The organism is uncultured Thiohalocapsa sp. (genome assembly GCF_913063425.1).
GTDB lineage: Bacteria > Pseudomonadota > Gammaproteobacteria > Chromatiales > Chromatiaceae > Thiohalocapsa.
In genome coordinates this window covers 58,742-71,262 of the sequence record NZ_CAJXYK010000001.1, presented here as the reverse complement: position 1 = coordinate 71,262, position 12,521 = coordinate 58,742, and the positions used below count along the sequence as shown (strand labels likewise).

Here is a 12,521-nt window from a genome sequence, read left to right as displayed (position 1 = left end):
GCTCGCACTGCCAGGGACGACGCCGTTGCGAGGGCCAGCGCAGACAACCCACCCCCGAGCCGAATCCTCAGCACGAGGCAGGGCATCGCGCCCCGGTGCTGCACTGTGGTCGCACGCCGGCGCCGGCTGTTACGCTTGGCGCCACCTACCCCCCGCACCGCGAGCACATCGAGCCGACGCGACCCACCACGGCACTCCGTGGCTCAGGAGCAGCCCCCATGCCCACCCCGCAGCCCTGGCATACCCGCAGCACGGATGCTGTCGCAGGCGCCCTCGGCAGCGACCCGCAGGGTTTGACCAGCAACGTGCAGGAATACCGCGCCGAGCGCGCCATGGAGGCCCTGCGCCGCATGGCGGCCCCGGCGGCCCGGGTCATCCGCGACGGGCACGAGCGCATGACCACGCTGCACACGGACCGCAGCATCACGGACGGAAACACGACCATTGCCTACGCCAAGGGCGCTGCGGAGGTCATCCTCGCCGGCTGCGACCGGATGCTGACGGCGGGCGACGGCGAGCCGCGGGCGGTGGCACTCGGTGCCGGCGCCCGCACGCGCATCGAGCAGGCGGCAGTCGACCCGGCACAGCAGGCGCTGCGGGTGCTCGCGGTCGCCGAGAAACCGGGTGCCAGCAAGGCCGACGCCGAGCCCCACCTGGTTTTCCTCGGCCTGGTCGGCATGATCGACCCGCCGCGGGACGAGGCCCGCACCGCCATCGCCGACTGCGAGCACGTCGGCATCCGGCCCATCACGCGCCCGTGCACACCGTCCCCGACGTGCCTCCGCATGTCGCCGGCTGAGCCGACCGCCTCTGGAGTACAGCCATGCTGACCTGGCTCGTCATCGCCGTCGTCCTGCTGCTGGCAGCGGGATTGGTCATGCTGATCCGCCGCCTGCAACCCCCGGACGTGAAGCTTACCTCGGTGCGCCCGGATCAGCTCCGCGCCGGCGAGCAGCGCCTGCGGGTGGGCCTGAAGGTGCAGAACCCGAACCCCGTCCCGCTGCCGGTGCTCAGCATGACCTACCAGCTGTGGCTGGAGGAGCGGCCCATCGCCAGTGGCGACGCGGACCTGCGCCGGCGCGTGCCGGCCCGGGGCGAGGCGGATATGGAGGTCATGGTCACCGGCGACGCGGGCCACCTGGCCCGCACCCTGCCCAAGCTCGCACTGACGCCGCAGCCCTGGCGCTACCGGCTGGAGGGCACCGTCGCCGTGCTGCCGGCGCTGCGGGTGGGTTATCGGCATGTCGGCGAGATCGACCTCAAGGGCATGCTGCGCCTCGCCGCATCCCTGCGCTGAGGCGGCCGGGCGCCACGCAGCCGGCAGACGGACGGCACCCGCGAGCCGAAACAAGGTCTTTCCCTGATACATCTCCCAGGTTTCTACCGATCATCGGACACGGGTCAAAGCGTCACACGGAAACGCTGGCCCGCACCGCCCGGGATGGTTAGAATCCGCGGGCAATCACCGCCGTGCCGATGCAGCAGCGCCAGGCCCCTCGCCACTTCGCGCAAGCCCCGATGTCCACGCCCCACGCCAGCGCTCCGCCCGAGTCGGGTCCGGAGCAGCGCCGCCTCGTCGCCGCCTGGGTGGCCGAGCAGACTGATCGGCTCGACCCCGCCGAGCGCAACGCCCTGGACACCGCCCAGCCGGACTGGCGCGCCCGGGCGAGCCAGCTCATCGCCGAGGGACTGCTGGCCTACGTGGTGCTGGAAATGGTAGCCCCGGACCTCGCCATTGCCCGGACCACCGGCAGCCATGCCGACGGCACCAACGCCGATGCACACGAGCACAGCGACGACGCGGCCCTCGCCGAGCGCCTCATCGCCCACCTGCAAGATTTCATCGACTACCGCGACGAGCTGACCGAGCGCGGCGGTCTGCCACAGCCTGTGCCCTGCGGCCACGGGCATCACCACAGCCACTAGCGCCACTGCCCGACAGACACCGGCGCGCGGACGAGACTCAAGCCCGGCCCCCGAGACAGGCCAAGACCAGCATGACAGATGAAGGTGAGTTCGAGGCCCTGTTACGGGAGCTTGAAAAAACAGAGCAGGCCGTCGCCGAGCGGCCCAAGCCCGGCGACCGGGTGAAGGGCCGGGTGGTCGCCATCAACGACGAACAGGTGTTCGTGGACCTCGGCGGCAAGGCCGAGGGCACCATGGACATCGCCAACCTCAAGGACAAAGACGGCAACCTCAGGGTCGCGGTCGGCGAGGAGCTGGAGGCCGTGGTCGCCGGCGTCGATGCCGAGACCGGCGCCATCACCCTCGGCGGCAAGCACGGCAAGCACCTGCACGGCGCCGAGGAGCTGGAGGCCGCCTATCAGCAGGGTCTGCCGGTGGAGGGCAGCATCACCGGCACCACCAAGGGCGGGCTCGAGGTGCGTATCGCCGGGCACCGGGCCTTCTGCCCCGCTTCCCAGGCGGACATCCGCTTCGTCGAGGACCTGTCTTCCATGGTGGGACAGCACCACGCCTTCCGCATCACCAAGCTTGAGGCGGGCAAGCGCCTGAACCTGGTGGTCTCCCGCCGCGCGCTGCTGGAAGCCGAGCGCGCCGCCCAGGCCGAGGCGCTGAAGGAGCAGCTCCAGGAGGGCGCCGTGCTGAACGGCAAAGTTGTCGGTCTCAAGGACTTCGGCGCCTTCGTGGACCTGGGCGGCGTCGAGGGCATGGTGCACATCAGCGAGATGTCGCTGACCCGCATCCGCCATCCCGAAGACCTGCTGACCCTGGGCCAGGAGGTGGAAGTCCAGGTGCTGCGCATCGAAGAAACCGGCAACCCCAAGCGCCCGCAGAAGATCGCGCTGTCCATCCGCGCCCTGGCCAAGGACCCCTGGTCCGACGTCGCCGCCCGCTACGCCCCGGGCAGCCGGGTGGACGGCCGCATCACCCGCACCCAGCCCTTCGGCGCCTTCGTGGAGCTGGAGCCGGGACTGGAGGGCATGATCCACATCTCCGAGCTCGGCGCCGGCCGCCGCCTGAACCACCCGGACGAGGTGCTGAGCACCGGCCAGCAGGTCACCGCCACCGTGCTCAAGGTGGAGCCGGACCGCAAGCGCATCGGCCTGTCGCTCGCCGAAGACACCGGCGCTCCGGAGGCCCAGGACGACTACGGCCAGGAGCGCCGCGGCAAGGGCGGCGGGCGCCGCGGACGCCGCGACGAAGCCCCCGAGCCCGACGACCGCATGGGCACCTTCGGCGACTTGCTGAAGGAGCAGATGGGGCGGGATGACTGACCGCGCCGTGCCGCATTGCAACCGCGGCCGGTGAAGCCGACCCGGAGCAAGTCCGGCATCATATCTGCGGCCGGTTCGGGGTGCCGGCTTGGCCGACGGCGCGTCAGTGGCGGCGCGTGCAGCGGCTCGGCCTCGTCCAGCCCTGATGATGCCGGCGTATTGCCGACCTGACCGATCCGGATATCCGCAGAGCGAAGGCGACTGTCGGCCTTGAGGTTGACACCTAGGGCCTCGCGTGCGCTCTCAGCATCACCACAGAACTCGCAGCATCACCACACAAGCTGACCGATGCCAATGCCGGGGCCGCCGTTGCGACCCACAATGTCGGGGTTTCACACTGCGGAGAGCGGCAAGATGGCGGAGACGAAGGCTGACGACAAAGCCCCCTGGATCACCTACCGACCGGAGCTGAAGGTGCTCGACTGCACCGTGCGCGACGGCGGGCTGGTGAACGGTCACCGGTTCAGCGACGACTTCGTCCGCGCCGTCTATGACGCCTGTGTGGCGGCCGGTATCGATTACATGGAGATCGGCTACAAGAACTCGAAGCAGACCTTCCCCGTCGAGAAGTTCGGCCCCTGGCGCCACTGCGACGAGGCGGACCTGCAACGGGTGGTGGGGGATCACGACGCCGAGCGCACCGGGCTCAGGCTCGCCGCCATGGCCGATGCGGGCAAGTCCGACTGGCAGACGGACATCGTGCCCGCCGCCGACAGCCCGCTGAGCATGATCCGCGTCGCCTTCTACGCCCACCAGCTGTCGGAGGCCATCGCGATGATCCGCCACGCGGCGGAGCTGGGCTACGAGACCACGGCCAACCTGATGGCCGTCTCCAACATCACGGACGACGAGATCGACACCGTGCTGGCGGCCGTCGCCGAGAGTCCGGCCAGCACCATGGTCATCGTCGACAGCTTCGGTCACCTGTATCGCGAGCAGGTGGACCGGCTCTATCGCCGCTACGCCGGGGCACTGGAGGGCACCGGCAAGGACGTGGGCATCCACGCCCACAACAACATGCAGCTGGCCTTCGCCAACACCATCGAGGCCATCATCCTCGGCTGCAACCGGGTGGATGCCACCATGCTCGGCTTCGGCCGCGGCGCCGGTAACTGCCACACGGAGCTGCTGCTCGGCTTCCTGCGCAACCCCAAGTTCGACCTGCGTCCGGTCATCGAGGTCATCCAGAGCCACCTGGTGCCGCTGCGGCAGGAGATCGAATGGGGCCCGCTGCTGCCCTACAACATCACAGGCCAGCTGAACCAGCACCCGCGCGCCGCCATTGAGTGGCGTGAGGGCGCGCAGCGGGACGACTTCGTTGCCTTCTACGACAAGGTGGTGTCGGAGATCTGAGCCCGGATCACCCCTGCTCCATCAACAACCGCAGATCGATGACCGCGGCATTGACCCGCGCCACATAGGACGCCGCCACCATGGAATGGTTGGCGAGCAGTCCGAAGCCACCGCCGTTCAGCACCACGGGGCTGCGCATGGGCTTGATGGCGCCCTTGAGGTCATGGATGATCCGCTGCACCTGCACGCCCGCGTTCTTGTCCGCCAGCACGGGTGCGAAGTCCACGGCGATGCCGTGCATCAGGTGCAGGAAGGCCCAGCTGTAGCCGCGGGCGCAGAAGAAGACGTCATCCACCCGGGCGGGGTCGTAGACGCCAGCCGCCCCCGGGTCCAGGGGCATCCCGGCGGTGGCTAGCCCGCCGGCGGCAGGCTGCGGCACAACGGGCTCAGGGTCCAGGGTCGCACCCGCGGCAGCGCCCAGGCGCACGCCGAAGTTGCCGAGGCGCTTCTCCACCAGCCCCAGGTAATCGGCCAGGTTGTCCGCTCGCGGATAGAAGCGCGCGCGGCCCGCTGACAGGTTTGCCAAGTACGCACGCAGCGCGTCCATGCTCTCGCGGTAGGCATCTTCCGCCGCCGGCAGCACCCAGGACTTCGGGTCCATGGCGAGCTGCATGTCTGCGCGCTTCAGGTCCAGATTCTCGATGGACTGCGTCTGCGCGCGGGTGAAGTCGTCGCGCAGGGCCTGCACGGCGTCCCGCAGGGCCATCACCACGCCGCACTCCCAGCTCGGCATGTTGTCCATGATGGCGCCCGGCGGCAGCCGGTCGTTGTGCAGGAAGCCACCGGGCTTGCCGAGCAGCGTGTCGCCGATGCCGAGCACGGCGGCTGTCGTCACCACCCCGGGCAGCAACTCGCCGCCGCCGGTCTCCGCGAGTGCAGCCTGTGCCTGCTCGCTCACATCGAAGACTGGGGGCTGCCGCCCCCAGTACAGCATCAGCGCCAGATACAGCATGAGTGCGGCCGCAACGCCGGCCACAGTCCAGCGCAGCCAAGCGCGCCGGCGCGGCGGGCGGGCATACACCGCATCCGCCGCTGCCTCAAACGGGCGTGTCGAGAGATCGTTCATGGTCTTGCCTCCAGGTCCGTCGGCCTGCCGCACCCGGTCGGGCGGGCGGCGCCTTGTTGGCAAGCACATTAGCGTTTTCTAATCCTCAAGGAATTGCGCATCGGCAATCCCCTGTGCACGGCGTGGCCATCCCCCAACGCGCACAAACCGCCTGTCTGCAATCTGGCCATAAACCCACTGCCGCGCTCCGAGATTTGTCAATGCGGCCCCTGCGCGCAGCTCCCTAGACTGTTTCGCAATCGCAGCGCGGAAGCCGCCGGACAACCACGCCGACGGCCCGCCGCAGACCCGAATTCCGGAGGCAGTATGTCCACAGAACACACGCCCGCGACACAGCACGCAGGTGCCGCACCACCCACGCTCGATCTGCCGGGCAGCCGGCTGGAGCACTTCCCCGCCGCCTTCTTCGCCATGGTCATGGGCCTGGCGGGCCTCACCATCGGCTGGGAGAAGGCACAGGCCGTGCTCGGCCAGCCGTTCCCGTTCGTGCCCTGGCTCATCGGCGCGGTGACACTCCTCTTCGCCGGGCTCGCCTTGCTCTACGCCGCCAAGCTGGCGCTGCATCCGGGGGCCGTACAGGCGGAACTTCGCCACCCGGTGCGCATCAACTTCATGCCCACCATGGCCATCAGCCTGCTGCTGCTGGCCATCGTCTATCTGCACACGGCGCCGGATGCGAGCCGCTGGCTGTGGCTCGCGGGCACGGCGCTTCAGCTCGGCTTCACGCTGTTCGTGGTCAATGCCTGGATGCACCACGAGCACTTCAAGGTGCAGCACATGAACCCCGCCTGGTTCATTCCGGCGGTGGGCAATGTGCTGGTGCCGGTGGCGGGCGTACCCTTGGGTTATGAGCTGGTGTCCTGGTTCTTCTTCAGCATCGGCATCCTGCTGTGGCCGGTGCTGCTGACCATCGTTTTCTACCGCGTGCTCTTCCACCAGCCGCTGCCGGAGCGGTTGGTGCCGACGCTGTTCATCCTGGTGGCACCCCCGGCGGTGGGCTTCATCGCCTATGTGAGCCTCACGGGCGGCGTCGATGTCTTCGCCCGGATCCTGTACTTCTCCGCGCTCTTCTTCACCGTGCTGCTGGCGACGCAGGCGACGCGCTTCCTGCGCATCCGCTTCTACCTGTCCTGGTGGGCGTACTCCTTTCCGCTGGCGGCCATTGCCATCGCCAGCATGCTGATGGCGGAGCAGACGGGGCTCCCGGGCTTCCTGTACCTGGGCTTTGGCCTGCTGACCATGCTGTCCGGCATCGTGGTGCTGCTGCTGGTGCAGACGGCCCGTGCGGTGCGTGAGCGCGGCATCTGTCTGCCGGAGTGAGCCGGCGCAACCCGTTCCCGGGTCTGCCGCACCCATCCGCCCATCAGCTGAGGAGACACCAGATCATGACGCAACCGAGCCCGACAGCCGCCGCCCCGAGCCAGCGCCGCGCGGCGCTGAGGAACACCCTGGTCCTGGGCACGCTCGCCGCGCTCTTCGCCGGCGGTACCTTGCTGCTCCATGCCCTGACCCGCGGCGAAGCACAGCCGCTGCCGGCGCAGCCGACGGCAACGACGCAGCACGGCGCCGCGACGCCTGCGACGGCGACACCGAAGGACCCGGCGCCGGGCAGCACTGCCAACCCCGCGGTCACCGCCCTGGCGCGCAAGGTCGAAGCCCTGGAGACGACACTCGCGGACGCCCGCGGGCGACTGGACAGCCTCAACGAGCGCACGGCAGCCTTCGCCGAGGCCAGCGCACGCATCGACACGCTGGCCGAGCAGGTCGCCGCCGCCCGACGCACCGCGGATACTGCGGCCGCCCAGGCCGCGGCGATGGCCGAGCGTTACGGCAGCCTGACGGCGGACTATGCCCGCCTCGGCGCCCGCTTCACGCCGGCGGGCGTGCTGATTCGCCTGGACGCCACCGCGCTCGCCTTCGCCCCCGGCTCCGCCGAGCTGCCGGCGCCCGCGGCCCCGGCGCTCGCAGAGATCGCCGACTTTCTCAACCGGCATCCGCGGCAGCGCGTCCTCCTGCGCGGCCACACGGACGCCACCGGTGCGGCGGACGCGAACCTCGCGCTGTCAGAGGCGCGCGCGGCCGCCGTGCAGGATGCGCTGGTGGCGCTCGGAGTCGCCCCCGAGCGGCTGCGCAGCGAAGGCGTCGGCGCCGCCGAGCCCATCGCCGGGAACGCAAGCGCCGATGGCCGCCGCCGCAACCGCCGTGTGGACATTCTGCTCAAGACACCGAGCGCGGCGACCGGCTGAAGCTGCGACGGACTGCACGGCCGCTGCATCGTTCCCTTCGGCGGGCAGCAAACCGCGTGGCTCAGTGGCCACCGCCGGTGGCGCGGTCAAGCACATGGGCGGCTTGCGCGTGGGTCTCGATGGCACCCGGGCGCACCGCCCGCACCCGTGCAATGGCCGCCTGCGGTGAGACGCCCATCTCCGTCAACAGCCGCGCCGCCACCAGTCCGCTGCGCCCGAGCCCGCCACGGCAGTGCACCACCACCAGCTCGCCCCGCACCAGTCGCGCCTTGAGCGCGGCGGCCGACTGCGGCCAGGCTCGCTCGAAGCGTGCATCCGGCACGTCCACATCGCGGATGGGCAGGTGCAGGAAGGCCATGCCCCGGGACCGCACGGCATCCGGCAGCGCCGGCACTGCGAGCAGCGTCAGCTCATGTGGCTCCAGCAGACAGACCAGGGCCCGGGTGCCCGCGGCGTGCAGCGCATCCAGGTCCGTGTCCAGGTCCCGCCACCAGCCGCCGCCGCTCCCATGGGGATCGCGCTTGCCCGGACAGAAAGTAAGTCCGATGCGCCCTCCACTCGGCAGGGCGACCGCATCGATGCGGATGGGATCGGTGTCGCTGGTGCGCATGTCGCAGGACTGGGGCCTGGGGCCTGGGGCCTGGGGCATGGCGCCTGGGGTCGGCGGCGCCGGTGGGTGCGCCGGGATCGCCACGGTTGCCCGCCACTGCGCACAGCGGTGGCGGGCGACCCGAGACGCAGCTCGGACCCATGGTTAAGGTTACCGTCCCCGTGTTATCGTCCCCGTGTTATCGGACCGACTTGAAATCAGTATACCGTCCCCGTTTTCTGTGCCCGTTTTTTGCTGGCGGGCGTCAGGTGGCGGCGGCGGGCTTGGGGTAGAGCCAGCCGAGCATGCCCTCGGGGCGGAAGGGCCGCCAGACCTGCGCGGGCTGTGCGAGGCGGTCCGCCACTGCGTACAGGGTGAGCGGGTGGACACCCAGGCCGAGGTGGCTCGACTCCACCTCGATGCTCTCGGCGCGCGGGCCGGCGGGCTCCAGGCTCTGATGCCAGGGCACGATACCGTCGGTGCGGCTGTAGATGCTGGTGGCGGGGACGGGCAGCGGGCCGTGCAGGGCGTCGAGCCCCGGGGGCAGGCCCATGGTATCGCCGGTGAGGCGCTCGTAGGTGCGCCAGAGGTCCACCGGCCGCGGCTCTGCGCCGATGGGGGTGCCGACGCAAATCACCTGTCGGACCTCGGCGGGCGCCGCCAGCGCCAATGCCCGAGCGTAGAGGCCGCCGAGGCTCCAGCCCACCAGGCTGACCGTTCGGCTCTGGCCTTCGGCGAGCTCGGCGAGCCGCCGGCGGCAGGCGTCGAACACGCCGGCGCGCGGGCCGAGGTTCACCCCCTGTCCCCAGGCGGATACGGCATAGCCGCGGCCGGACAGAAAGGTCCGCAGCGGCAGGGTGTTGAGGTCGCTGCCGAACATGAGCGGCAGCACCAGCACCGGGTGGCCGTCGCCCTTGGGCGCTGTGTTGAGGAGCGGCTGGGCGGCGATGCCGGCGCCGAGCTCCCAGGGGGCGCGGGCCTCCAGCGCCAGCCGCAGCGGTGCGGTGAGCTGGTGCAGGAGCCCGTCGGCGGAACGCTTACCTGAGTCGAAGCTGTGCGTCATTGGCTGTGGTCTCCTGCGGCATGCGGCGACGGCGAGCGCGGGCCGCCTCAAGGCCGCCGCTTGGGCGGCTCGAAGCCCGCCTCGACGCCCTGTCCCGGCACGGCCTTGGCGGACGGCTGGCGGCGCTTGCCGATGTTCTTGCGGTCGCGCTCGCGCAGCTTGGGCTTCGCGGCGGCCTTGCCCTTGGGCTTGGCGGCGGTGGCATGGTGCTTCCTGCCGGCCGCTGTCTTTTTGGCGGGCTTGCGCCGCCTGGGCGCGCCCTGGAAGCGGGCCTCCAGCCCCGGCAGCACCCGGCTCTCAAGCTCCAGGCCCAGGTAGCGGCCGATGCCCTCCATGCGGTTCCATTCGGGCGCACTCACCAGGCTCATCGTGAGCCCGCGGCGCCCGGCGCGACCGGTGCGGCCGCTGCGGTGCAGATAGTCGTCGCCGCTGCGGGGCACGTCCAGGTTCACCACCAGCTCCACGCCGGGCACGTCGAGCCCGCGGGCGGCGACATCGCTCGCCACCAGCACCGCCACGCTGCCGTCGCGGAACAGGCCCATGACGCGCTTGCGCTCGCGCTGGTCCAGCTCCCCGTGCAGCACGGCGCAGCGGATGTCGAGGTCCGCGAGCCGCGCCGCCGCCTGCTCGGCGCCGGCACGGGTGTTGGTGAACACCAGGGCGCGGTCGTAGTCCGCCTCCGACAGCAGCCGGTGCAGCAGCCGCGCCTTGTGTGCTGCGTCATCGCCCAGGATCACCTGATGGTCGATGTCCGGGTGCGCGTTGCGGTGATGGTCGAGCGTGATGCTGAGCGGCTCCCGCAGCAGGTGCTGCGCCATCTCCGGCACGCCGCGACGGTGCAGGGTCGCGGAGAACAGCATGGACTGCCGGGTCGCAGGCGCCTGGTCGATGATGGCGAGTACGTCCTCGACGAGCCCCATGTCGAGCATGCGGTCCGCCTCGTCCAGCACCAGGAAGGCGAGGTCGGTGAGGTCCGCCTCCCCCGTCTCCAGGTGCTCGCGTATCCGTCCCGGCGTGGCGATGAGGATCTCCGGGTTGCGCCGCAGCGCATTCACCTGGTGGTTGCGCGGGTCGCCGCCGACGATGGCGGCGGCCGTAAGCCGCGTGTAACTGCCGACGGCGTGGAAATGATCCAGCACCTGATAGGCCAGCTCCCGCGTCGGCACCAGCACCAGCGCCCGGGTGCCGGCCCGCGGCGCCGGCGACTCCAGCAGCCGCTGCATGACGGGCAGCAGAAAGGCCGCCGTCTTGCCGGAGCCGGTGGCCGCGGCGGCCATCAGATCCCGACCCTCCAGCGCCGCCGGGATCACCGCCGCCTGCACCGGCGTCGGCGCCGCGAAGCCCGCCTTGGCGATGCCGCGCTGCAGCGGCTCGGCCAGGTCGAGCGACGCGAAGTCGTTGGTCTCAGCGGCGGAGGCTTCGGTAGTCATTGTCTGCTGAGTTTCGCGGAGCGAGTGTCGAGGCGAGAGGCAGCCAGCGCTCAGCCCCTCGATCCTCGTAACTGTCCGCTAGTCACTGGTCACTGGTCACTCAACTTATACCTCGCCCCACAATAAGGACAGGTCGCCTCGTGCTTGGGATCATCCTCGATGGGCAGATAGACCCGCGGGTGCATGTTCCAGACCTCGGCGTCCGGCATGGGGCAGGACAGCGGCAGGTCCTTGCGGGTGACGGTGCGCACCGTCGGCTCGGCGGCCGCCGGCGGCGGCGGCGCGGGCTCGGGCGTGCGGTCACGTCTCGACTTCAGCATGGGTCGGGCTCCTTGACGGTGTACAGCAATGTTGTTGGGAGGCGGATGCCCGTCACCGGAGGCTCATGGCCGATTCGGCAGCGCTGCAGAGCGCCCGGGGCTCAGCAATGCTTCCAGAACACCTCAGACGTTGCCGCAGCAGCGTGGACCAGCGAAGCACATCCACCGCAGGCATGAACCGTTATCCACGGTCTCCGTGATCCTGGCGGTGCCACGAAGGCCGGCGCACATACCGGGCAGGCCCTGCTCCGGCCGTGGCGCGGGCTCCGTAAGCCGGCGCTGCCGGGTCAGACCGGTGTCAGCCAGTGCAGGTGCTCAGGGCTGCGCCCGTGCACCACGTCGAAGTATTTGGTCTGCAGGCGCTCGGTGACAGGCCCCCGGGTGCCGCTGCCGATGGCACGGCCGTCCACCTCGCGGATGGGGGTCACCTCAGCGGCGGTGCCGGTGAAGAAGGCCTCGTCGGCGATGTAGACCTCGTCCCGGGTGATGCGCTTTTCGACCACGTCCAGGCCCATCTCCGCCGCCAGTGTCATGACGGTCTTGCGGGTGATGCCGTCCAGCGCCGAGGTGAGGTCCGGCGTGTAGAGCACGCCGTCGCGGACGATGAACACATTCTCGCCGCTGCCCTCCATGACATAGCCCTCTGCGTCCAGCAGCAGCGCCTCGTCGTAGCCGTCGCGCAGCGCCTCCTGCAGGGCCATCATGGAGTTCATGTAGTTACCGTTGGCCTTGGCCCGGCACATGGTGATGTTCACGTGGTGGCGGGTGAAGGACGACACCTTGATGCGGATGCCGTGCTTGATGCTCTCCTCGCCCAGGTAGCTGCCCCAGTGCCAGGCGGCGACGATGCAGTGCACCGCCAGGTTGTCTGCGCGCAGGCCCATGCCCTCCGGTCCGTAGTAGAACATGGGCCGGATATACGCGGATTCGAGCCCGTTCTCGCGCACGGCAGCGCGCTGGGCTGCGTTCAGCGTCGCCTGGTCATAGGGCAGGCGCATGCCCAGGATGTGGGCGGAGTTGAAGAGCCGCCTGGTGTGGTCTTCCAGGCGGAATATGGCCGGGCCGCGCTCGGTGGCGTAGGCGCGGACACCCTCGAACACGCCCATGCCATAGTGCAGCGTGTGGGTGAGCACATGCGTCTTGGCCTCACGCCAGTCCACCAGCTCGCCGTCGTGCCAGATCACGCCGTCGCGGTCGGCCATCGTCATAGTTTGTTAC

General features: G+C 70.1%; 13 protein-coding genes. 7 read left to right on the top strand and 6 right to left on the bottom strand.

Features of this window, described 5'->3' with window-relative positions; genetic code table 11:
- Positions 1 to 218: 218 nt before the first annotated feature.
- The 5 genes from QZ607_RS00320 (at position 219) to QZ607_RS00300 (ending at position 4,589) form a co-directional block, all read left to right on the top strand.
- On the top strand, positions 219 to 830 hold the full coding sequence (locus tag QZ607_RS00320) for a hypothetical protein (RefSeq protein ID WP_295878333.1): 612 nt from the start codon (positions 219 to 221) through the stop codon (positions 828 to 830).
- Entirely contained in the window at positions 824 to 1,297 is a 474-nt protein-coding gene (locus QZ607_RS00315; protein WP_295878332.1) for an LEA type 2 family protein, read from the top strand. Before QZ607_RS00320 ends, QZ607_RS00315 begins: the two co-directional genes overlap by 7 nt.
- A 221-nt stretch (positions 1,298 to 1,518) precedes the next feature.
- On the top strand, positions 1,519 to 1,926 hold the full coding sequence (locus tag QZ607_RS00310; RefSeq protein WP_295878331.1) for a hypothetical protein: 408 nt from the start codon (positions 1,519 to 1,521) through the stop codon (positions 1,924 to 1,926).
- Positions 1,927 to 1,997: 71 nt separating this feature from the next.
- Positions 1,998 to 3,236 (top strand): S1 RNA-binding domain-containing protein, encoded by a 1,239-nt coding sequence (locus tag QZ607_RS00305; protein ID WP_295878329.1) that lies wholly within the window; start codon positions 1,998 to 2,000, stop codon positions 3,234 to 3,236.
- Positions 3,237 to 3,590: 354 nt separating this feature from the next.
- Positions 3,591 to 4,589: an aldolase catalytic domain-containing protein gene (locus QZ607_RS00300; RefSeq protein WP_295878327.1), complete on the top strand. Its 999-nt coding sequence runs from the start codon at positions 3,591 to 3,593 to the stop codon at positions 4,587 to 4,589.
- 7 nt (positions 4,590 to 4,596) lie between these two features.
- On the opposite strand, the gene QZ607_RS00295 is transcribed toward QZ607_RS00300, so the two are convergent.
- Complete coding sequence (locus QZ607_RS00295; RefSeq protein ID WP_295878325.1) at positions 4,597 to 5,655, bottom strand: DUF2333 family protein; 1,059 nt, start codon at positions 5,653 to 5,655, stop codon at positions 4,597 to 4,599.
- Between the two features lie 306 nt (positions 5,656 to 5,961).
- On the opposite strand from QZ607_RS00295, the gene QZ607_RS00290 reads away from it, so the two are divergent.
- On the top strand, positions 5,962 to 6,975 hold the full coding sequence (locus QZ607_RS00290) for an SLAC1 anion channel family protein (RefSeq protein WP_295878322.1): 1,014 nt from the start codon (positions 5,962 to 5,964) through the stop codon (positions 6,973 to 6,975).
- Positions 6,976 to 7,040: 65 nt separating this feature from the next.
- A complete protein-coding gene (locus tag QZ607_RS00285) occupies positions 7,041 to 7,901 on the top strand; it encodes an OmpA family protein (protein ID WP_295878319.1) in 861 nt (286 codons plus the stop codon).
- 61 nt (positions 7,902 to 7,962) lie between these two features.
- On the opposite strand, the gene QZ607_RS00280 is transcribed toward QZ607_RS00285, so the two are convergent.
- The 5 genes from QZ607_RS00280 to QZ607_RS00260 form a co-directional block, all read right to left on the bottom strand.
- Positions 7,963 to 8,550: a cyclin-dependent kinase inhibitor 3 family protein gene (locus QZ607_RS00280; protein WP_295878318.1), complete on the bottom strand. Its 588-nt coding sequence runs from the start codon at positions 8,548 to 8,550 to the stop codon at positions 7,963 to 7,965.
- Between the two features lie 205 nt (positions 8,551 to 8,755).
- Positions 8,756 to 9,553 carry an alpha/beta hydrolase gene (locus tag QZ607_RS00275; protein ID WP_295878316.1) on the bottom strand — a complete coding sequence of 266 codons (798 nt, stop codon included), beginning with the start codon at positions 9,551 to 9,553 and terminating at the stop codon, positions 8,756 to 8,758.
- Between the two features lie 47 nt (positions 9,554 to 9,600).
- A complete protein-coding gene (locus QZ607_RS00270) occupies positions 9,601 to 10,983 on the bottom strand; it encodes a DEAD/DEAH box helicase (RefSeq protein ID WP_295878315.1) in 1,383 nt (460 codons plus the stop codon).
- An 89-nt stretch (positions 10,984 to 11,072) separates the two neighbouring features.
- On the bottom strand, positions 11,073 to 11,303 hold the full coding sequence (locus QZ607_RS00265) for a zinc-finger domain-containing protein (protein WP_295878310.1): 231 nt from the start codon (positions 11,301 to 11,303) through the stop codon (positions 11,073 to 11,075).
- 287 nt (positions 11,304 to 11,590) lie between these two features.
- Positions 11,591 to 12,511, bottom strand: a complete 921-nt coding sequence (locus QZ607_RS00260) for a branched-chain amino acid transaminase (protein WP_295878307.1) — start codon at positions 12,509 to 12,511, stop codon at positions 11,591 to 11,593.
- Positions 12,512 to 12,521: the final 10 nt, after the last annotated feature.